The organism is Morganella sp. HMSC11D09, from assembly GCF_001807955.1.
GTDB classification, from domain to species: domain Bacteria; phylum Pseudomonadota; class Gammaproteobacteria; order Enterobacterales; family Enterobacteriaceae; genus Morganella; species Morganella morganii.
Genome location: NZ_KV791636.1, coordinates 1182 through 21480, shown reverse-complemented (window position 1 = coordinate 21480; position 20299 = coordinate 1182). Strand labels below are relative to the sequence as shown.

Sequence of the window (20299 nt, the reverse complement as noted above, 5' to 3'; positions counted from 1 at the left end):
CAATTAAATTGCCCAGCCGCCAGCATAAAACGCCACCAGTGCCGCTGCGATAAGAACAGTGCCGATATTCAGCTTACGCCATTCACCCCCGGCGATACGGCCGATAACCAGTGAGGCAAAACCCAGCATAATCCCGGTCACAATGTTACTGGTCAGAACAATAAACACCGCACACAGCAGACCGGACATAGAGCCGACAAAGTCACCGAAATCCAGTTTGCTGACATTGCTCAGCATCAGCAGACCGACATACATCAGCGCCGGTGCCGTGGCATAGGCCGGAACCAGATAAGAAAGCGGGGAGAGGAACAGGATCAGCAGGAACAGCACCCCGACCACGGTTGCAGTCAGCCCGGTACGACCACCCGCCGCGGCACCGGCCGCAGATTCGATATACACCGCCGCAGGCGCCGCGCCGACAACACCGGCCACAATGCTGCTGACCGAGTCTGTCGTCAGGGCTTTACCGCCGTTAATGATCTGATTATCTTTATCCAGCAGATTCGCCTGACCGGCGACCGCACGGATAGTGCCTGTCGCATCAAACACCGCTGTCATAACCAGCGCCAGTACCGTCGGCAGAACCACCGGCTTCAGTGCGCCCATGATATCCATGCTGAAAAAGAGTGACAGCCCGTCATCACCGAGGGATGGCAGTTTGAAGAAGCCCTGATATTTCACATTCGGGTCAAAAATCAGCCCGATAACGGAAATCGCAATAATCACCAGCAGTACTGCACCCGGCACTTTCAGGCGTTCCAGACCGAAAATCACCGCCAGACCCGCCAGTGCAATCATCACCGGGAAAGAGGTGAAATCCCCCAGTAACACCGGCATGCCCGCACCCGGGTTTTTGACCACAAGGTCAATATTGGTGGCGGCGATCAGCAGCAGGAACAGACCGATACCAATCCCCGTGCCGTGGGCAATACCCATCGGGATATTGCGCAAAATCCATGTCCGGATACCGGTGACAGAGATCAGGGTAAACAGCACCCCCATCAGGAAGACCGCGCCCAGTACGACCGGGATCGGGATATTCTGACCAAGTACCATGCTGAATGCGGTAAAGGCGGTCAGGGAAATCGCACAGCCGATAGCCATCGGCAGATTTGCCCATAACCCCATCAGCAGGGAGCCGAACCCGGCCACCAGACAGGTGGCGATAAAGACCGCCGTATGCGGGAACCCCGCCTGGCCGAGCATGCCCGGCACAACAATCACAGAGTACACCATCGCCAGGAATGTGGTCAGCCCGGCCAGAACTTCACGGCGGACAGTAGTGCCGCGCTCAGTCAGTTTAAAAAATTGGTCTAATTTGCACCCGCTTTGCGGCTGTGTCGCAGACATGTCATCACCTGTGTTAATGAATTTTGTGTCACATCACGTAAACGATTGCGTTTTCAGAAAAAATCTGCCGGTTTCCGGATAAAAAAACCGGACACACATGACGCAAACGTTTGGCTTTTTACAGAGAAAAGATGTGATTTTTTGAGGCAAACGATTATCTTAGGAAAAATCCTGATAATCAAGGCCAAATCCGGGAATTTTTTCACCTCTGTGCCGCTGACGGGTTATCATCATCCGTCCCGGTGCCTGATGACGGAATATATGATGAAACTGGCCGCTTTTCTCCTCCCTGTGAGCCTGCTCTGTTCTGCATTACCGGCAGCACAGGCGGCGATCACCCCGCTCAGCCCGGACACCTGCCGCGCCATGACAGCGCTGGGTATTATCACGCCGGAAAACCCGGTACCCTGCGAACGGCTGGTCAATGTGGATGTCCGGTTTATCACCTTTGAGGGCGAAACCCGCACCGGCACCATTACTGTCGCCGATATTATTGCCCCCGAAACGGAAGCGCTGTTTGATGAGTTGTACCGGCAAAAATTCCCGCTGCACAGTGTGCTGCCGATAGAGACCTTCGGCGGCGATGATGAGGCATCCATGGCCGCCAATAATACGTCAGCATTTAACGGCCGCCGTCAGGCAAGTCAGAAAGCCTGGTCAAAACACGCTTACGGCATGGCGATCGATATTAATCCGCAGCAAAACCCTTACCGCTTCCGCGACAAAAACGGCCGTGTGACCATCAGTCCGCCGCAATCTGCCACAGCGCTGACCAACAGAGAAAATATCCGTAACGGAAAAATGGAAAACGTGCTGCCGCTGGTTTTCAGTCACGGTTTTCTCCGCTGGGGCGGGGAATGGAAAAATCCGGTGGATTATCAGCATGCGGAGATCGGCAGTTTTACTTTTATCAACCACCTGCTGTCCCTGCCGCTGGCGGAGGCACAGGCGCAATACAGTGCCTATGCCGCCCGCTACCGCGACTGCTTCAGTAAAAGTAAAACCCCGGACGAGCAACAGCGCGCCCGGCAATGTGCTAAAAAAGTGCTGCGCTGACGGCTGTCAGTGTACCAGGTTGCTGATAAGCAACGTCAGCCCGGCCAGCAGGATCACCATATTCAGAAAACGGAAAAATGCCTCTTTCGGGATACGCATGGTGATATGCCGCCCGAGGACAATTCCCGCCACCATCGCAGGCAGGAACAGCAGCGCGGTAATAGCTATTTCGCTGTTCCGGTAGATCCCCATGATCAGGAAAATAATCACGCGGGTTAATGTACTGAAGCCGATCAGGGTAGTCTGCGTGATACGGAAGCGGTTTTTATCCTCAATCCGCCCGGCAAAATAGATGGCATAGACAAACCCGCCGGCCCCGAACAGCGCACTCAGAATACCGCCGCCGATCCCGAACGGAATAATGTATTTCTGCGGGTAATGCCGCACAGCTTTCTTAATAAAGAGGGAATAGAGTGCATAGAGAACAATAAAAGCACCGAGGAACACCGCCAGCAAATCAGGATGAGTTTTCAGCAGGATCGCCGCGCCAATCAGACTGCCGCCTATCATCAGCGGCACCATCCACTTCAGCTCGGCAAAATCGGCTTTGCGCCCGTCGCGGGTGACATTAATCACCGCCGCGCCCAGATCCATCAGCGCCAGCATCGGCACAATGTGTGAGACAGGAATAAAGAAGGCCAGTACCGGGCTTGAGATCAGCGCAGAGCCAAAGCCGACCATGCCGAAGACCAGATAACCGAAGAAGAGAACCGTAAAACAGATGAAAAAATCTGCCCATGGCAGGGTATAGATCATGGTGAGCACCCGTTTAATGACATATGTTAATTATCACCATGCCGGATGCTTTCATCTGATAGTATCACCTGTCAGACCTGTTTTTCCGGAAAATCACGGCTTACCGTTGTACAACAAGTGTGCAATACTAACAGGGTTTCCCTGCAAATTTCATTGGTATCAATTACATTATGCTAAAAACCAGTGCCCACATCGGCCAGAAAGTCAAACTGCTGCGTCAGGCGCGTAACCTGTCGCTCAATGATCTTTCAAAACTCTCCGGCATCTCGAAAGCCGCGCTGTCCAAACTGGAATCCGGTGATTCCAATCCGCGTATCGATACACTGGAGGCCATTGCCGTCGCACTGCGTTTTCCGCTGGGGGATCTGTTTACCGCCAGTAATGAAGGTTATCCCCGTTACGAAAAAAATAAAGTCTTTAAAGGGGAATATGCGGAAGATTTTAAATTCCGTGTCGGCATGGGGAATATTTCGGAGATCTGGCACCTGAAGATGATCCGCGGCGCAATTATTAACAGCCCCGCGCACAGCACCGGCACCCATGAGCATATTCTTATCCATCAGGGTACGCTGATGATGCGCTTTAATGAAGATCAGACTGTGCTGCTGGAACCGGGGGATTTCTATGCGTTCTCCTGTGATATTCCCCACTCTTATATCTGCATGGAAGGCGAGCTGAGCGGCACGCTGATTATGTCCTATTCCCATATCGGCCAGACATCGCCGTAACCACAGACAAAAAACCGGGCTTATCTGCCCGGTTTCATCATTCTACTGAATGTATTTATTCAGTTGCTCAAAGATACTGATGTCTTCGTTGTATTTTACGTCCTGCACGTCTTCCAGTTTTTCCACCTGACTGACCATCTGGCTTAGCCGATCATCCGATTTCACCAGCAGCCAGATATGGCTGTGATCCTGTCCCGGCAGCGGCAGACACAGAATACCGTCCACGTTAAACGCCCGGCGGGCAAACAGACCGCAAATGTGCGTCATAACACCGGGGTGGTTGCGGACAACCAGTTCCAGAGCGATAGGCTGATTATTTTTTTCCATGATTCTGTTCTCCGTCATCAGGCTGTGACCATATCGATATTGGCATCACCCGGCAATACCATCGGCCACACTTTTTCACTGACATCGATTAATGCGTGGATCAGACACGGCCCGGGACGCTCAATCGCCGCCTGCAATGCAGCATGCGGATCACTCTCTTTATTCAGATCACAGGTGTGTAATCCGAAGCCTTTGGCAATTGTCACAAAATCAGTCTGATACGGATAGGCAGATGCCACAATGTGCTCGTTGAACATCAGTGTCTGCTGCTGGTGAACCATCCCCAGCGCCTGGTTGTTCATCAGAATAATTTTGATATCCAGGTTATGCTCGGCGGCGGTCGCCATCTCCTGGATATTCATCATAATACTGCCGTCTCCGGTAAAGCAGACGATCTTGCGTGACGGCTCTGCCAGTGCGGCACCAATCGCCGCCGGTAACCCAAAGCCCATCGTTCCGAGCCCGCCGGAGGTCAGCCACTGACGCGGACGGCATAACGGATACGCCTGTGCTACCCACATCTGGTGCTGACCGACATCGGTGGTGATGATGGCATCATTATCCACCGCATCCGCCACAGCGGCGATCAGTCCGAAATGGCTTAACGGATCGGATTTATTAATCTGCTCCAGCGGGAACTCCTGTTTGATCTGCGCGATATGATCGTTCCACGTCTGACGGGCATTCACCTCAATCTGCGGCAGCAGCATGGCGAGCACCTGTCCGGCATCCGCGTTGATCGCGATATCCGGTTGTTTGATCTTGCTGATCTCCGCGCGGTCGATATCCACATGAATAATTTTGGCATCCGGACAGAACTGCTCCGCCTTACCGATCGCGCGGTCATCAAAGCGTGCCCCGACCACAATCAGCAAATCCGATTCCTGCAAAATCATATTGGTATAACGCGCACCGTGCATGCCCAGCATCCCCAGATAGAGCGGATGCTGCTGCGGGATGGTGCCTAATCCCATCAGTGTCATGGTGGTCGGCAACCCGGCACGCTCGGCGAAGCTCTGTACCAGCTGCTGGGACTGCGAAGCCACAATACCGCCGCCGATATACAGAATCGGGCGTTTTGCCTGATTAATCATCGCGGCAGCTTCAGTGACTTTTTCCGCATCAAACAGCGGCAGCGGATCTTTCGGCATGATTGGCGGTAATTCATCAATCTCAATGATGGCTGCCTGAACATCTTTCGGCACATCCACCCAGACCGGTCCCGGACGGCCGGATTCCGCAATACGGAATGCATCGGCGATAATGCCCGGCAAATCCTGAACATTGCGCACCAGGTAGTTGTGTTTGGTGATAGGGATAGACATGCCGTAAGTGTCCACTTCCTGGAAGGCATCGGTACCGATCATCGGCGAGGAGACCTGGGCGGTGATACAGACCAGCGGAACGGAATCCAGTTTGGCATCCGCAATGGCGGTCATCAGGTTGGTCGCACCCGGCCCGCTGGAGGAGATACACACTGCCGCTTTGCCGGTGGTGCGGGCGATACCCTGTGCGATAAACCCGGCGCCCTGCTCGTGACGGGCGAGGATATGCCGGATCCGGCTGTTGCCCAGCGCATCATACAGCGGCAGTGCCGCCCCGCCCGGGATACCGGACACAGAGGTGATCCCGTGCTGTTCTAACATGCGGATAATTAATTCCGCCCCCGTCATCCGGGTTTTTGCCTGAGTCTGCTGTGAAGCTCCCATAACATCATCCTTTTCTTAACAACCGGTTCAGTTTCGCGGAGCCTGACATAAAAAAACCCCGCTCGGTTTACGCCGGCGGGGTTAGTGATCCTGTTGCTGATCCCAGCCCGTTACGGCGCGCTGCCGACGACCACCACCACTACCACACGCACGACGACAACCGCGTCTGATAGCGCGGTTGTTAGTAGTACGTTTTGCGGACAGGTGAATGGTTTCACGGGATATCTCTCAACAGTAAATTGTGTATGAATAAATTCGGTTCGTACTTTAAAAAAACATAAGAATGAAATCTGTACAAGCCTTTTTTCATTTATTTTTTATTCAGCCGCTGAATTGTGATCGCCATCACTGATAAATCACTGCCATAAAACCCAAAAACAACTAACAAATTGATTTATAAATACATATTAAAATATCCAATTTACTTCAGCAGTGTGAAACAGCACTATTTCACAAGGAAAACAGCGATAAAAAAGGAAAGGTAATCATAACGCGGAGCTATAAAACTCAATTTAAGGAAATTGCAGCGGAATATATTGCAGTGAAATAACCGGAAGCAGCGTGTGTTCACATTATCGCTGTCAGTCACTAAAAACCGTTTCTTTATCAGTTTTATTGCTCAATGGGATAAAAGTCCGGCTTTACTCATCCGGCCAGTCCGGAAAAAAACATCATTTTAATGTGATTCATTTGTTACAAATAAGCTTTAAAATTACATTGAAATTACAAAACAGGCCAAAACAACCATTTTTATGTGATTTAAATCACATATAATTACTATCGTGATTGTCACGTTTCAGGTTTACCGATAAAACGTAATCCGACACATGCTCTTTAAGCCTCTTATCGCATTTTTATAAAAATTGAGTATATAACTTATTGATACCCAATGATTTTATTGGGTTTTTCTTTAATTAAGCGCAAACATACATCCGATTACGCAGACACTTATAATAAAAATACCCGTTATGATGAAAAATCAGACGAACAGGACAAAAACAGGACTTATAAAAACATAAGCTACACTGCCTGTTAACCCCGGGCAATCTCATGTGTTCATCCAACGGCATGAGACATCACCCCTTACTGTCACCGACATAAGGGGTATTTTTTTGTCTGTTCCGGGCTGCGGTCAGAAAATCCGGGCAAAAAAATACCCCGCAGATGCAGGGTACTTTCAGCGGATCCGGATCAGAACGGAATATCGTCATCAAAATCCATTGGCGGTTCATTGCTTTGCGGCGCTGCTGCTGCCGGCTGCTGTGCCGGGCGCGGGTTGCCGCCGCCGCTGAACTGCTGGGATTGTTGTGGCTGCTGTGGCTGACCCCAGCCGCCGCCCTGAGACATATTGTCGCCACCGCCGCTGCGGCCGCCCAGCATCTGCATGCTGCCGCCGATATTCACCACGACTTCAGTGGTGTAACGCTCCTGGCCGCTCTGATCCTGCCATTTGCGGGTCTGGAGTGAACCTTCGATATAAACCTGTGAACCTTTTTTCAGATATTCACCGGCAATTTCTGCCAGTTTGCCGAAGATCACCACACGGTGCCATTCGGTCTTCTCTTTCATTTCGCCGGTTTGTTTATCACGCCATGATTCTGATGTCGCCAGTGTGATGTTGGTAACCGCACCGCCGTTAGGCATGTAACGCACTTCCGGATCCTGACCCAGGTTCCCGATAAGAATGACTTTGTTGACGCCTCTGCTGGCCATGAAATGCTCCCGATGAAATTGTTTAAAACATATAAGGATCTAGTCTAACACGTCTGAGTGGCTTTTTTGAAACGGTAATCTTTTGCCGTGATTTCCTTTGCAGATTTGCGTGTCTTCTCTAAAATCTGCTGCGCAAAATGCAATCAGCTGTCAGGCAAATGCTGCTGAGATTATACACAGATTTCTTCTGATACTGGATATCCATTCAGTAAATTATGTGCAATAATATCAGGCTGAATAAATTGTTCGCTATCTGAAACTCCCGGGAAGTGGTACATGGATAATATCGATATACGGGGCGCCCGCACCCACAATCTGAAGAATATCAACCTCATTATTCCGCGTGATAAACTGATTGTTATCACGGGGTTATCCGGCTCCGGGAAGTCGTCCCTTGCCTTTGATACACTCTATGCCGAGGGGCAGCGCCGCTATGTGGAATCCCTGTCCGCCTATGCACGTCAGTTCCTGTCGCTGATGGAAAAACCGGATGTGGATCATATTGAAGGGCTTTCCCCGGCAATTTCCATCGAGCAGAAATCCACTTCCCATAACCCGCGTTCCACCGTGGGAACAATTACTGAAATTCATGACTATCTGCGTCTGCTGTTTGCCCGTGTGGGTGAGCCGCGCTGTCCGGATCACGATATTCCGCTGACGGCACAGACGGTCAGTCAGATGGTGGATAATGTTCTGACCCTGCCGGAAGGCAAACGCCTGATGCTGCTGGCGCCGGTCGTCAAAGAGCGCAAAGGCGAACACACCAAACTGCTCGATAGCCTGGCGGCACAGGGCTATATCCGTGCGCGGATCGACGGGGAGATTTGTGATCTCTCTGATCCGCCGAAACTGGAATTACAGATCAAACACACCATCGAAGTGGTGGTTGACCGTTTTAAAGTCCGGGATGATCTGACACAGCGCCTGGCGGAATCCTTTGAAACTGCACTGACACTGTCCGGCGGTACGGCCATTATCGCCGATATGGAAGATAACAGCGCCGAAGAGCTGGTATTTTCAGCGAACTTTGCCTGCCCGGTCTGCGGATACAGCATGAGTGAGCTGGAGCCGCGCCTTTTCTCCTTCAACAACCCGGCAGGTGCCTGCCCGACCTGTGACGGTCTGGGTGTTCAGCAGTTTTTCGATCCGGATCGCGTGGTGCAGAACCCGAATCTGTCACTCGGCGGCGGGGCTATCCGCGGCTGGGATCGCCGTAATTTCTATTATTATCAGATGCTGATGTCCCTGGCGGATCATTATAAGTTTGATATTGAATCCCCGTATTCAGAGTTACCGGCCAAAATTCAGAAAGTGATCCTCAACGGTTCAGGGCGTGAATCCATTGAGTTTAAATATTCCAATGACCGGGGTGATGTGACAGTCCGTCATCATCCGTTCGAAGGTGTGCTGCACAATATGGAGCGCCGTTATAAAGAAACGGAATCCATGGCCGTACGCGAGGAACTGGCCAAATATATCAGCAACCGTCCGTGTATTTCCTGCGGCGGTACCCGTCTGAAAAAAGAAGCCCGCTTTGTGTTTGTCGATAACACCACGCTGCCGCAGATTTCTGATTTCAGCATCGGGCATGCGATGGATTTCTTTAATAACCTGAAATTCAGCGGCCAGCGCGCGAAAATCGCCGAAAAAGTCCTGAAAGAGATTCAGGATCGCCTGAAATTCCTGGTTAACGTCGGCCTGAATTACCTGACACTCTCCCGCTCGGCAGAAACTCTGTCCGGCGGCGAGGCACAGCGTATCCGTCTTGCCAGCCAGATCGGTGCCGGTCTGGTCGGTGTGATGTATGTGCTGGATGAGCCGTCAATCGGGCTGCATCAGCGTGATAATGACCGCCTGCTGGAAACCCTGATTCATCTGCGCAATCTCGGTAATACCGTGATTGTGGTGGAGCATGATGAGGATGCTATCCGCGCCGCCGATCATATTATCGATATCGGCCCGGGCGCGGGTGTTCACGGCGGGGAAATTGTTGCCCAGGGATCACTGGAGGATATTATCGGCACGCCGGATTCCCTGACCGGGAAATTCCTCAGCGGCGAACGCCGGATCAGTATCCCGGAAAAACGCAATGTGGCGGATCCGGCCAAAATGCTGACCATCACCGGTGCCAGCGGCAACAACCTGAAAAATGTGACACTGAATCTGCCGGTCGGCCTGTTTACCTGTATCACCGGGGTTTCCGGTTCAGGGAAATCCACCCTGATCAATGACACGCTGTTCCCGATTGCCCAGACACAGCTCAACGGCGCGACCACCATTACGCCTGCACCGTATAAGTCTGTCGAAGGTCTGGAGCATTTCGATAAAGTTATCGATATCGACCAGAGCCCGATCGGCCGGACCCCGCGCTCAAACCCGGCAACCTATACCGGCGTGTTCACGCCTGTCCGCGAACTGTTTGCCGGCGTACCGGAATCCCGTTCGCGCGGTTACACACCGGGACGGTTCAGTTTCAACGTCAAAGGCGGCCGCTGCGAAGCCTGTCAGGGTGACGGCGTACTGAAAGTGGAAATGCACTTCCTGCCGGATGTGTATGTGCCGTGCGACCAGTGCAAAGGCAAACGCTATAACCGCGAAACCCTGGAAGTAAAATACAAAGGGAAAAATATCCACGAAGTGCTGGATATGACTATCGAGGAAGCCCGTGAATTCTTTGATGCCGTCCCGGCGCTGGCGCGTAAATTACAGACCCTGATGGATGTCGGACTGTCTTACATCCGCCTCGGGCAGTCGGCAACAACCCTCTCCGGTGGTGAAGCGCAGCGGGTGAAACTGGCGAAGGAACTCTCCAAACGCGGCACCGGGCAGACACTCTATATCCTCGATGAGCCGACCACCGGTCTGCACTTCGCGGATATCGAACAACTGCTGGCGGTACTGCATCAGTTGCGCGACCAGGGCAACAGTATTGTGGTTATCGAACATAACCTCGATGTGATTAAAACTGCGGACTGGATTGTGGATTTAGGTCCGGAAGGCGGCAGCGGCGGCGGTGAAATCCTGATCGCCGGTACCCCGGAAGAGGTGGCGGCATGTGAACGCTCACACACCGCCCGCTTCCTGAAGCCGATCCTGAAAAGAGGATATTAATCTTTTCTGATTCTGAAAATACCGCAGCGTTCGCTGCGGTATTTTTTTGTCCGCTTTCCGTGCTGGTGAAATAATAAGCAACCCGTGATAAAATAAAGTATCAGGCAACCACCGGACACAGGAGGCGGACATGGCAAGCGGATGGGCAAGCGATTCTGCTGTTCAGGAGCAGATTGATGCCACACTGGATGATGCGGTCGCGCGGGTGCGCAGCCAGCTGGCGACAGGGGAAAGCGCGCTGTTTTGTGAAGAGTGCGGTGACCCGATCCCGCAGGCGCGGCGTGAAGCAATACCCGGTGTGCAGTTGTGTGTGAATTGTCAGGCAGAAGCGGATAAAAAGCAGGCTGCATTCAGCGGCTATAACCGGCGCGGCAGTAAAGACAGCCAGTTACGCTGAAACAGGCGCGGAACAGAATTATTCCGCGCATCATTTCATTGCTGAGGATTAACGGTTGACCGCCGCAAAAGCCCGCGCAATCGCATCCACATTATGACGGTTCACCCCCGCCATACAGACACGCCCGGAACCGACCAGATACACCGCATGCTGCTCACGCAGTGCGGTAACCTGCTCCGGACTGAACCCAGTGTAACTGAACATCCCGCGCTGATGCAGAAGATGATCAAAGTTCTTCTCCGGCAATGTGTTTTTCAGTGTATTCACCAGCACTGTCCGCATCTCTGCGATCCGGCTGCGCATGGTGTCCACTTCCGCCAGCCACTGTGCTTTCAGCGCAGTATCATTCAGCACTTCAGAGACCAGTTTTGCCCCGTAAGACGGTGCACTGGAATAGACACGGCGCACACCCGCTTTCAGCTGACCCAGCACCCGCTCTGCTTCATGTTGTGTCGGGCAGAGGACTGACAACCCGCCCACACGCTCACCGTACAGTGAGAAAATTTTTGAGAACGAGTTACTGACGAAACACGGTACCTCTGCCGCCGCCATGGCGCGGATAGCATAAGCATCCTCTTCCATACCGCCGCCGAAGCCCTGATAAGCAATATCCAGGAACGGGATCAGCTCCCGCTTTTTCACCACCGCGACGACTTTGTCCCACTGCTCCGGTGTCAGATCGGAACCGGTCGGGTTATGGCAGCACGGATGCAGTAACATGACGCTTTTTGCCGGTAACGTCTCAAAAGTTGCCAGCATCTCATCAAACTTCACGCCTTTGGTCTGCGGATCAAAATACGGATAATAATGAGTTTTGAATCCGGCACCGGCAAAGATCGCCTGATGGTTTTCCCATGTCGGATCACTGAGCCAGACATCCGATCCCGGGAAGTAGCGGTGCAGGAAATCCGCACCGATCTTCAGTGCACCGGATCCGCCCAGGGTCTGGATCGTCGCCACGCGGCCTTCGCGGATAAGCCCGCTGTCATCGCCCAGCAGCAGCGTCTGTACCGCGCTGCGGTAAGGGGAAAAACCTTCCATCGGCAGATACAGGGAGGCTCCGGTATCCTGCGCGTTATAGCGCTGTTTTGCCTGTGTAATGCTGTTCAGTTGCGGAGTCACCCCGGAATCGTCGTAATAGAGGCCAATACTGAGATTGACCTTCTCCTTCCGGGGATCCTGTTTGAAATGCTCAACGAGCGTTAAGATCGGGTCGCCGCCGTAGGCGTCTACATGTTCGAACACAAGCGATACTCCTGATTGTAATTTTTCTCACTATCAGAACATATCGCGTCAGATTTTATTCGTCCAGATATTCCATTGCCACACGGGAGGTCAGCTTGGTGATCAGTTCATAGGCACTGATACCACTGGCTTCTGCAATTTGCTCCACCGGCAGTGAATCCCCCCATAAAATGACTTCATCACCCGCTTTATCACTGCAATCCGGCCCCAGGTCGATAGTTATCATATCCATGGAAACACGCCCCGCAATGGGAACACGGCGTCCGTTAATCACCACCGGTGTGCCGGACGGCGCACTGCGCGGATAGCCGTCACCGTAACCAACCGCGATCACACCCAAACAGGTATCACGATCACTGACCCAGGTACCGCCGTAACCGACCGCTTCCCCGGCTTTATGTTTACGCACAGCAATCAGGCGGGATTTGAGGGTCATCACCGGTTTCAGGCCGTAATCACCGGCTTCGGTACCACTTTTCGGTGACACACCGTACAGAATGATCCCGGGGCGCACCCAGTCGAGGTGTGCCTGCGGCCAGTAAAGAATACCACCGGACGCGGAAATCGATTTTTCCCCCGGTTTATCGGCAGCAAATGCCATAAAGCGGGTGATTTGTGCTTCTGTCGGCTGTGCGTCATCTTCATCAGCGCGGCTGAAATGGCTGATGATATTCACCGGCTGCTGTACGTTTTTGCATTTACACAACCGCTGATAAAACGCTTCCGCTTCTTCCGGACGCACGCCGAGACGGTGCATACCGGTATCAATTTTCATCCAGACTTTCACCGGATCCGATAACTGCGCCTGCTCCAGCGCCACTAACTGCTCTTCAAAATGAACCGCCACTTCCAGACGGCTGGCAACAATCACCGGCAAATCCGCCGCATCGAAAAAACCTTCCAGTAAGATGATAGGTTTAACAATACCACCGGCGCGCAACGCGTGCGCTTCACTCAGACGCGCCACCGCAAACGCGTCCGCCTCATTGAGTTCACGGGCGATTTCGACTAATCCGTGGCCGTAGGCGTTTGCTTTGACCACCGCAACATGACGGCTGTCCGGTGCAAGTTCCCGGATCCGCTGCCAGTTGTGGCGCAGCGCACCACGGTCAATGACGGCTGTTGCCGCTTTCATAGGGGTTCCTTGGTTAGGGGTTGTTGATGTCTTGTTTGTTATCAGGGTTATTATTCCGTCCGCATTATATTCAGACGGTTTATTCATCGTCATAACTCGGCCCTGCATAGTTATCAAAACGCGACCACTGGCCGTTGAAGGTCAGACGGACGGTTCCGATAGGGCCGTTACGCTGCTTACCGATAATAATTTCAGCCACGCCTTTCAGATCACTGCTTTCGTGATACACCTCGTCACGATAAATAAACATAATAAGGTCGGCATCCTGCTCGATAGAGCCGGATTCACGCAGATCGGAGTTTACCGGACGTTTATCGGCACGTTGTTCCAGACTACGGTTCAGCTGGGACAGCGCAACCACCGGCACCTGCAATTCTTTGGCCAGTGCTTTCAGGGAACGGGAAATCTCAGCGATTTCCAGGGTACGGTTATCAGAGAGAGACGGTACGCGCATTAATTGCAGGTAGTCGATCATAATCAGGCTTAAGCCGCCGTGCTCACGGAAAATCCGCCGTGCGCGGGAGCGGACTTCGGTCGGGGTCAGGCCGGAAGAGTCATCAATATACATATTGCGCTTTTCCAGCAGAATACCCATGGTGCTGGAGATCCGCGCCCAATCCTCATCATCGAGCTGCCCGGTACGGATACGGGTCTGGTCAACACGGGAAAGGGAAGCCAGCATACGCATCATGATCTGGTTGCCGGGCATCTCGAGGCTGAAAATCAGAACCGGTTTTTCTTCGGTCATGGCGGCGTTTTCACACAGGTTCATGGCGAAGGTGGTTTTCCCCATGGACGGACGCGCCGCAACAATAATTAAATCAGACGGTTGCAGACCGGCGGTCTTTTTATCCAGATCCTGATACCCGGACGACACCCCGGTCACGCCGTCATGCGGCTGGGCATAAAGTTTTTCGATCTTCTCAACGGTTTCTTCCAGAATCGCCTCGATCCCCTTCGGACCTTCATCTTTATTGGCACGGTTTTCGGCGATCTGGAACACGCGGGATTCCGCCAGATCGAGCAGATCCTCACTGGAACGCCCCTGCGGATCGTAACCGGCATCGGCGATCTCATTGGCGACAGAAATCATATCGCGGATCACCGCACGTTCACGGACGATATCAGCATAAGCATTAATGTTCGCCGCACTTGGCGTATTTTTCGAAAGTTCTGCCAGATAGGCAAAACCACCGACATTTTCCAGCTCGCCGCCGGTTTCCAGCGCTTCAGACAGGGTGATCAGGTCAATCGGCCGTCCCTGCTCGAGCAGGCGCTGCATCTGACTGAAAATCGTCCGGTGCGGGCGGCTGAAAAAATCCTCGCCGGTCACACGTTCAGAGACATTATCCCAACGCTCGTTGTCCAGCATCAGTCCGCCGAGAACGGACTGCTCGGCTTCCAGGGAATGCGGCGGTAATTTCAGCCCTTCCATCTGATGGTCACGGGGTTTGTCGGTCTTGGTGTCCTTGGGATATCTGGCCATGAAACTCTCTTACTTATCAGTGCGTCTGCCGGGGAGAATACCTGCGTCCCTGAACGGGACAGAGCGGGTAGTATAGCCCTCCTTTGCCGCTGATTGCACGAAGCTTGAGTAATTTTCAGTGACATGCAATTATGCCAAATACAATAAATCATATGATTAACTGTCCCGCTTACTGTTTCTGCGCTGTTTGCAGGTAAGTGGTCACTCTTTTTTTCCGAATGAGGTTCCCTCCATGGCTAAACGTATTGAATTTGATGCACCCGGCGGTACCGATGTGCTGGTTTATCGTGACTTTACGCCGGCAGATCCGGCACCGGGTGAAGTTCAGGTGGAAAACAAAGCAATCGGTGTGAACTATATTGATACCTATTTCCGCAGCGGCCTGTACCCTGCGCCGGTATCCCCTTCCGGTGTCGGCTCTGAAGCCGCTGGTGTGGTGGTGAAAACCGGTGCAAACGTAAAATACATTAAAGTCGGTGACCGCGTAGTTTATGGACAGTCTCCGCTGGGTGCGTACAGCGAAATCCATAACGTGCCGGAAGAAAAGCTCGCCATTCTGCCGAACGGTATCAGCTTTGAAACGGCTGCTGCCTGCTTTATGAAAGGTCTGACCGCGTTTTATCTGCTGCGCAAAACCTATGAGGTAAAAGCCGGGGAAGTCTTCCTGTTCCACGCGGCTGCCGGTGGTGTCGGACAAATCGCCTGCCAGTGGGCCAAAGCGCTGGGCGCGAAGATGATCGGTACCGTGGGTTCTGATGAAAAGGCGCAGAAAGCCAAAGCCGCCGGTGCCTGGGAAACCATCAACTACAATAAAGAAGACATTGTTGAGCGGGTGCTGGCACTCACTGACGGTGAAAAAGTCGGTGTGGTATATGACTCTGTCGGTAAAGACACCTGGCTGCCGTCACTGGACTGCCTGAAGCGCCGCGGCCTGATGGTCAGCTACGGCAACGCCTCCGGCCCGGTCACCGGTGTGGACCTCGGGATCTTAAATAAGAAAGGCTCACTGTATGTGACCCGCCCTTCTGTCTTTGGTTACATCACCAACCGCGAAGAGCTTAACGAAGCCAGCAAGGCAATTTTTGATCTGATCCTGAGCGGCAAGCTGACTATTTCCATCCCTGCGGATCAGGTTTACCCGCTGAAAGACGCCGCACTGGCACACAAACGCCTGGAAGGCCGTGCAACGACCGGATCCAGTATCTTAATTCCTTAAGATATATATTATTTAATTAATAATAAAAACTCTCGTTATTAAATGAGGGTTTTTATTAATAAATACCTCTGGTTCATATTAAATTTGTATATTTATTTTTATTGATTGTTTAACACCGGATATTTATTCTTATTTCTCTTTCACTAATAAAAGGAATGATTATGAATAATACGGAAATAAACCATCTTGTTGATTTCATCTATCAGGATGACAGAATCACAAACGCTGAATTCCAGATGATTCGTGATGAAGCGGATAAACGCTTTGATGCCATTCTTGAATGTTACGGTAAAAACAATAGCTTATCTGCATTTCAAAAATCTGCAGATGTCACTGTACAATTAATGCAGGAAAGCTTTTTTATTCTGAAAAAGAAAGCTGAAACACCGGAACAGAAAGACGAAATCAAAGACGCATTCAATGCACAAATCAGTTATATCATCGCATGCTATAACCGTTTCTTTGATTCATTATAATTGAAACAAAATGAACTCTCTGTTCAGAGAGTTCATTATTCATCTGATAATTATTCAGTTATATTTTTTCGGGTAACAAATTCCAGTGCCGCTTCAATCACACGCAGATCTGCCCCGGCTTTATGGGCATTTTCACTCAGATGACGACGCCACTGACGCGCCCCCGGGATCCCCTGGAAAATCCCCAGCATATGGCGGGTGATATGGCCGAGATAAGTCCCTGTCGCCAGTTCCGCCTCAATATAAGGATACATCGCTTCCACCGCCGCGACCGTATCGGTCACCGGCAGGGCAGCATCAAACAGCACATTATCGACCTGCGCCAGGATTGACGGATTCTGATAGGCCTCACGCCCGACCATCACGCCGTCCATATACTGCAGGTGGGTTTTCGCCTCTTCCAATGTTTTAATGCCGCCGTTAAGCGCCATGGTCAGATGCGGAAAATCTTTTTTCAGCTGATACACGCGCGGGTAATCCAGCGGCGGAATTTCCCGGTTCTCTTTCGGGCTCAGGCCGGAGAGCCAGGCTTTACGGCCATGAATAACAAACATCTCACAACCGCCGCGATCCGCCACCGTACCGACAAAATCACACAGAAACTCATAACTGTCCTGATCATCAATCCCGATCCGGGTTTTGACCGTAACAGGAATATCCGTCACATCCCGCATCGCTGCGACACAATCCGCCACCAATGAAGCATTCCCCATCAGACAGGCACCGAACATTCCGTTCTGCACACGGTCAGACGGACAGCCGACATTCAGGTTGATTTCATCATAACCGCGTTCCTGCGCGATTTTCGCACACTGAGCCAGTGCCTCAGGGTCACTGCCGCCGAGCTGCAATGCCACCGGGTGCTCCGCTTCGTTATACGCCAGATAATCCCCTTTCCCGAACAGAATCGCCCCGGTGGTCACCATTTCGGTATACAGCAGCGCGTGGCGGCTGAGTTTGCGGTGAAAATAACGGCAATGGCGATCAGTCCAGTCCAGCATGGGCGCAACGGAGAAGCGGTTAAGGTTCTTATAGCCGCTCACACCGGGTGATTGCTGGATTTCAGTGTTTTTTTCTGTTGGTGTATTTTGGTGCATTCTCGGTCTTTTTAGTGTATTTTTTCTTTATTGGCACCCCTACCAGCACCCCTGATGTTTGGGGACCTGAATAAAGGAACATATAACTGATGGCCTACTATAGCATAGAGAAACGGCAACGCGCTGATGGTTCATATCGGTACCGGTGTACGGTAGGTGTAAAAGAAAAAGGTAAATACATCTACCGGGAAAACCGGACATTCACAAAACAGGCTCATGCGAAAACATGGGGGACGCGCCGGGTTATTGAGCTGGAGCAGCACGGCATTCCCAACCCTGATGATGTCACAAAACTCACCGTGCGGGATCTGCTTTTCAAATATATCAATGACCCCAAAATGGGCGGTAAAGCTGGTCGTACAAAAAAATATGTGCTGAACATGCTTTTTGATTCAGAACTCGCTGCGCTATCTCTCCCTGAGTTATCTGTTAATCATGTAGTAGAGCACTGCCGAGCGCGTTCGGCTGCCGGTGCATCTCCATCCACGATAAACCACGATGTAAGTTATCTCACTTCTGTATTGCGATCAGCAAAACCTGTTTACGGTATCGAATACACCGATTGTCCGTCACACGAGGCAAGGCCGTTACTCCTGCAGATGGGTCTGATCGGAAAATCACAGCGTCGCAGCCGTCGGCCACAGGACGATGAATTAACCAGACTGAAAGAAGGACTGAAAGCTCGCAGTGAGCACCGGGAAGGGAAAATACCCTTTGTCGATATTCTCGACTTTTCCATACTGAGCTGCATGCGGATCGGAGAAGTGTGCAAAATTTTGTGGTCTGATGTGGATGAGAAAAACCGCAGCGTGCTGGTAAGAGACAGAAAAGATCCACGCAAAAAGACCGGTAATCACATGTCCGTTCCGCTGCTTGGCGATGCCTGGACGATATTGCAGCGCCAGCCACGGACAGATGAAAGAGTATTTCCGTATAACCCTAAATCAGTATCTGCGGGTTTCCAGCGGGTTCGTAATGCATTGGGTATTGAGGATTTGCGCTATCACGATTTGCGCCGCGAGGGTGCCAGCAGGCTGTTTGAGGCGGGATTCAGTATTGAAGAAGTGGCCCAAGTGACAGGGCATCGATCGCTGAATGTGTTGTGGCAGGTTTATACTGAGCTTTATCCGCAGTCACTGCATGATAAATTTGATAAACTTAATAAAATTATATTATAAAAAATGCCATTCATTAACAATGCACAAAATTTTCAATGAAATATATTTAAATAGAGATAAGTAGGAAATCAATGAATAACAATGAAATCATAAATGCGGTAAAATGTGGAATGAAGATAGCCGCAAGAGAGATTTATTATATGGATTTTAGTTCAGGAGGTAAAGTAAACACTGAATACTTTGCGACAGTATCAATAGGCAAGAGTTTATTTAGTGACAAGAAATTCAACACTGGTGATAATAAAATTATATTTGAATATGATACTCGGAGGTTTATAACGGCAACCGTCCCATTAATAAAAAAAATTCAACCAAACAATATGTTTACGCGAAGTTTAATACGGTCACGCGCGAATACAAATCGTGGTGGGCGAATAGATATCGCTATCATTGGTAATAAAAATGGGGTTGACTATCCTATTTGCGCTATTGAAGTTAAAGGAGACAACCCCACAAAAAAAAGATTAATAGATGATATAAGAAGAAACTTAGAATATTTCAAGCACACTGACACTACTGGAAAATCTGATTTAAGGATAGCATTTAACTGTGCATTCGAATCATTTTCCAGTGATAGTAAAATAAAAAAAAGATTTTGCATAACAACAACAGATAGAAATAACAAAATAAAAATAGCAGAACAAAAATATAGAAAATATATTAATGAAATAGCGAATGAAATACCTGAAAATATTGATGTATCAATTGATGTTTTCTCTTCCAGTGAAATGTTGGTAGACCCACACTCAAGTCAGGATGAATACGAGGCGCTAGAAGACAGCATACATCTGACACTGGGAGTCATGATTATTTTTCAAAAAATTTGATGAATGTTAGGTATATATTTTTGTCAGAAATTAAAGATATCGTGGCAAAAAATAAATATAAGCAAGGAAACAAAGCCGCGCTGTGCATCCACCAGCGCGGCTTTATTTTATTGATCTGAGTCTACGCCCCGCTCTGCTGCTTCCTGCGCTTCACGCTCTGCCTGCTCGCGTTCCATTTGCTCAGCCAGTTCACGCTGTTTCACATTCCACACTGAGCCCTGCTGCATTTCCACACGCACATCGAGACGGGTTGATTCCGGCAGATCACACGTTTCGCCGTCCTGATAGAAAATACGCTCACCTTCCGGAGTGATGTCTTTCAGCCGCCAGTTCTGGAAACGTTCCGGTAAATGCGCGTGCTGACGGTGACAGGTTTCGATGATGATACTGCCATCTTCCAGCACACGGTCGGCAACATAAACCAGCTCAAGACCGTTGTTATCTTTCGGTACTGAGATACCGCCGTTTACGCCCCATGCACCATCTGAGTTA

General features: G+C 51.0%; 17 protein-coding genes and 1 pseudogene. 8 read left to right on the top strand and 10 right to left on the bottom strand.

Going from position 1 to position 20299, the window contains the following annotated elements:
- Positions 1 to 3: 3 nt before the first annotated feature.
- Entirely contained in the window at positions 4 to 1350 is a 1347-nt protein-coding gene (locus HMPREF3119_RS00170; protein ID WP_004238244.1) for an NCS2 family permease, read from the bottom strand.
- A gap of 249 nt (positions 1351 to 1599) precedes the next feature.
- On the opposite strand from HMPREF3119_RS00170, the gene HMPREF3119_RS00165 reads away from it, so the two are divergent.
- Positions 1600 to 2406: a M15 family metallopeptidase gene (locus tag HMPREF3119_RS00165; protein ID WP_049242190.1), complete on the top strand. Its 807-nt coding sequence runs from the start codon at positions 1600 to 1602 to the stop codon at positions 2404 to 2406.
- Positions 2407 to 2412: 6 nt separating this feature from the next.
- Here HMPREF3119_RS00165 and HMPREF3119_RS00160 read toward each other — a convergent pair whose 3' ends face one another.
- Positions 2413 to 3162: a sulfite exporter TauE/SafE family protein gene (locus tag HMPREF3119_RS00160; RefSeq protein ID WP_036413660.1), complete on the bottom strand. Its 750-nt coding sequence runs from the start codon at positions 3160 to 3162 to the stop codon at positions 2413 to 2415.
- 170 nt (positions 3163 to 3332) lie between these two features.
- Between HMPREF3119_RS00160 and HMPREF3119_RS00155 the strand changes: the two genes are divergently transcribed.
- Positions 3333 to 3890, top strand: coding sequence for a helix-turn-helix domain-containing protein (locus HMPREF3119_RS00155; protein ID WP_004238248.1), 558 nt, complete (start codon positions 3333 to 3335; stop codon positions 3888 to 3890).
- Positions 3891 to 3932: 42 nt separating this feature from the next.
- On the opposite strand, the gene ilvN is transcribed toward HMPREF3119_RS00155, so the two are convergent.
- From ilvN to HMPREF3119_RS00140, 3 genes are all read right to left on the bottom strand, one after another.
- A complete protein-coding gene (gene ilvN / locus HMPREF3119_RS00150) occupies positions 3933 to 4217 on the bottom strand; it encodes an acetolactate synthase small subunit (RefSeq protein WP_004238249.1) in 285 nt (94 codons plus the stop codon).
- A 17-nt stretch (positions 4218 to 4234) separates the two neighbouring features.
- Positions 4235 to 5926: an acetolactate synthase large subunit gene (gene ilvB, locus HMPREF3119_RS00145; RefSeq protein WP_036418934.1), complete on the bottom strand. Its 1692-nt coding sequence runs from the start codon at positions 5924 to 5926 to the stop codon at positions 4235 to 4237.
- 1191 nt (positions 5927 to 7117) lie between these two features.
- The gene (locus tag HMPREF3119_RS00140) at positions 7118 to 7639 is read right to left on the bottom strand and encodes a single-stranded DNA-binding protein (RefSeq protein ID WP_004238253.1); all 522 of its coding nucleotides are present in this window, start codon (positions 7637 to 7639) and stop codon (positions 7118 to 7120) included.
- A gap of 276 nt (positions 7640 to 7915) precedes the next feature.
- Between HMPREF3119_RS00140 and uvrA the strand changes: the two genes are divergently transcribed.
- Both uvrA and HMPREF3119_RS00130 read left to right on the top strand, forming a co-directional pair.
- Entirely contained in the window at positions 7916 to 10750 is a 2835-nt protein-coding gene (uvrA, locus tag HMPREF3119_RS00135; RefSeq protein WP_049242159.1) for an excinuclease ABC subunit UvrA, read from the top strand.
- Between the two features lie 130 nt (positions 10751 to 10880).
- Complete coding sequence (locus tag HMPREF3119_RS00130) at positions 10881 to 11147, top strand: DksA/TraR family C4-type zinc finger protein (RefSeq protein ID WP_004241544.1); 267 nt, start codon at positions 10881 to 10883, stop codon at positions 11145 to 11147.
- A gap of 48 nt (positions 11148 to 11195) precedes the next feature.
- Here HMPREF3119_RS00130 and HMPREF3119_RS00125 read toward each other — a convergent pair whose 3' ends face one another.
- The 3 genes from HMPREF3119_RS00125 to dnaB all read right to left on the bottom strand — a co-directional run bounded on the left by HMPREF3119_RS00125 (position 11196) and on the right by dnaB (position 15013).
- The gene (locus tag HMPREF3119_RS00125) at positions 11196 to 12392 is read right to left on the bottom strand and encodes an amino acid aminotransferase (protein WP_070577889.1); all 1197 of its coding nucleotides are present in this window, start codon (positions 12390 to 12392) and stop codon (positions 11196 to 11198) included.
- Between the two features lie 55 nt (positions 12393 to 12447).
- Positions 12448 to 13527 carry an alanine racemase gene (gene alr, locus HMPREF3119_RS00120; RefSeq protein ID WP_046024963.1) on the bottom strand — a complete coding sequence of 360 codons (1080 nt, stop codon included), beginning with the start codon at positions 13525 to 13527 and terminating at the stop codon, positions 12448 to 12450.
- Between the two features lie 79 nt (positions 13528 to 13606).
- Positions 13607 to 15013: a replicative DNA helicase gene (dnaB, locus tag HMPREF3119_RS00115; RefSeq protein ID WP_015422419.1), complete on the bottom strand. Its 1407-nt coding sequence runs from the start codon at positions 15011 to 15013 to the stop codon at positions 13607 to 13609.
- A gap of 232 nt (positions 15014 to 15245) precedes the next feature.
- Between dnaB and HMPREF3119_RS00110 the strand changes: the two genes are divergently transcribed.
- Together HMPREF3119_RS00110 and HMPREF3119_RS00105 are read left to right on the top strand one after the other, a co-directional pair.
- Entirely contained in the window at positions 15246 to 16229 is a 984-nt protein-coding gene (locus HMPREF3119_RS00110; RefSeq protein ID WP_070577886.1) for an NADPH:quinone reductase, read from the top strand.
- Positions 16230 to 16390: 161 nt separating this feature from the next.
- Positions 16391 to 16705 carry a hypothetical protein gene (locus tag HMPREF3119_RS00105; protein ID WP_004241541.1) on the top strand — a complete coding sequence of 105 codons (315 nt, stop codon included), beginning with the start codon at positions 16391 to 16393 and terminating at the stop codon, positions 16703 to 16705.
- A gap of 50 nt (positions 16706 to 16755) precedes the next feature.
- Here HMPREF3119_RS00105 and dusA read toward each other — a convergent pair whose 3' ends face one another.
- On the bottom strand, positions 16756 to 17802 hold the full coding sequence (gene dusA / locus HMPREF3119_RS00100) for a tRNA dihydrouridine(20/20a) synthase DusA (RefSeq protein WP_070577884.1): 1047 nt from the start codon (positions 17800 to 17802) through the stop codon (positions 16756 to 16758).
- Positions 17803 to 17891: 89 nt separating this feature from the next.
- On the opposite strand from dusA, the gene HMPREF3119_RS00095 reads away from it, so the two are divergent.
- Both HMPREF3119_RS00095 and HMPREF3119_RS00090 read left to right on the top strand, forming a co-directional pair.
- On the top strand, positions 17892 to 18980 hold the full coding sequence (locus HMPREF3119_RS00095) for a tyrosine-type recombinase/integrase (protein WP_070577882.1): 1089 nt from the start codon (positions 17892 to 17894) through the stop codon (positions 18978 to 18980).
- A 71-nt stretch (positions 18981 to 19051) separates the two neighbouring features.
- Entirely contained in the window at positions 19052 to 19807 is a 756-nt protein-coding gene (locus HMPREF3119_RS00090) for a hypothetical protein (protein WP_070577879.1), read from the top strand.
- 107 nt (positions 19808 to 19914) lie between these two features.
- Here HMPREF3119_RS00090 and HMPREF3119_RS00085 read toward each other — a convergent pair.
- A pseudogene (locus HMPREF3119_RS00085) lies at positions 19915 to 20299 on the bottom strand (hypothetical protein); the annotation flags it as partial.

Excerpts from the sequence above, each read along its gene's own strand:
- ilvB (WP_036418934.1), bottom strand. The coding sequence starts at position 5,926 with ATGGGAGCTTCACAGCAGACTCAGGCAAAAACCCGGATGACGGGGGCG.
- uvrA (WP_049242159.1), top strand. The coding sequence starts at position 7,916 with ATGGATAATATCGATATACGGGGCGCCCGCACCCACAATCTGAAGAAT.
- dusA (WP_070577884.1), bottom strand. The coding sequence starts at position 17,802 with ATGCACCAAAATACACCAACAGAAAAAAACACTGAAATCCAGCAATCA.
- HMPREF3119_RS00095 (WP_070577882.1), top strand. The coding sequence starts at position 17,892 with ATGGCCTACTATAGCATAGAGAAACGGCAACGCGCTGATGGTTCATAT.
- ilvN (WP_004238249.1), bottom strand. The coding sequence starts at position 4,217 with ATGGAAAAAAATAATCAGCCTATCGCTCTGGAACTGGTTGTCCGCAAC.
- dnaB (WP_015422419.1), bottom strand. The coding sequence starts at position 15,013 with ATGGCCAGATATCCCAAGGACACCAAGACCGACAAACCCCGTGACCAT.
- HMPREF3119_RS00130 (WP_004241544.1), top strand. The coding sequence starts at position 10,881 with ATGGCAAGCGGATGGGCAAGCGATTCTGCTGTTCAGGAGCAGATTGAT.
- HMPREF3119_RS00155 (WP_004238248.1), top strand. The coding sequence starts at position 3,333 with ATGCTAAAAACCAGTGCCCACATCGGCCAGAAAGTCAAACTGCTGCGT.
- HMPREF3119_RS00160 (WP_036413660.1), bottom strand. The coding sequence starts at position 3,162 with ATGATCTATACCCTGCCATGGGCAGATTTTTTCATCTGTTTTACGGTT.
- alr (WP_046024963.1), bottom strand. The coding sequence starts at position 13,527 with ATGAAAGCGGCAACAGCCGTCATTGACCGTGGTGCGCTGCGCCACAAC.
- HMPREF3119_RS00165 (WP_049242190.1), top strand. The coding sequence starts at position 1,600 with ATGACGGAATATATGATGAAACTGGCCGCTTTTCTCCTCCCTGTGAGC.
- HMPREF3119_RS00170 (WP_004238244.1), bottom strand. The coding sequence starts at position 1,350 with ATGTCTGCGACACAGCCGCAAAGCGGGTGCAAATTAGACCAATTTTTT.
- HMPREF3119_RS00140 (WP_004238253.1), bottom strand. The coding sequence starts at position 7,639 with ATGGCCAGCAGAGGCGTCAACAAAGTCATTCTTATCGGGAACCTGGGT.
- HMPREF3119_RS00090 (WP_070577879.1), top strand. The coding sequence starts at position 19,052 with ATGAATAACAATGAAATCATAAATGCGGTAAAATGTGGAATGAAGATA.
- HMPREF3119_RS00110 (WP_070577886.1), top strand. The coding sequence starts at position 15,246 with ATGGCTAAACGTATTGAATTTGATGCACCCGGCGGTACCGATGTGCTG.
- HMPREF3119_RS00105 (WP_004241541.1), top strand. The coding sequence starts at position 16,391 with ATGAATAATACGGAAATAAACCATCTTGTTGATTTCATCTATCAGGAT.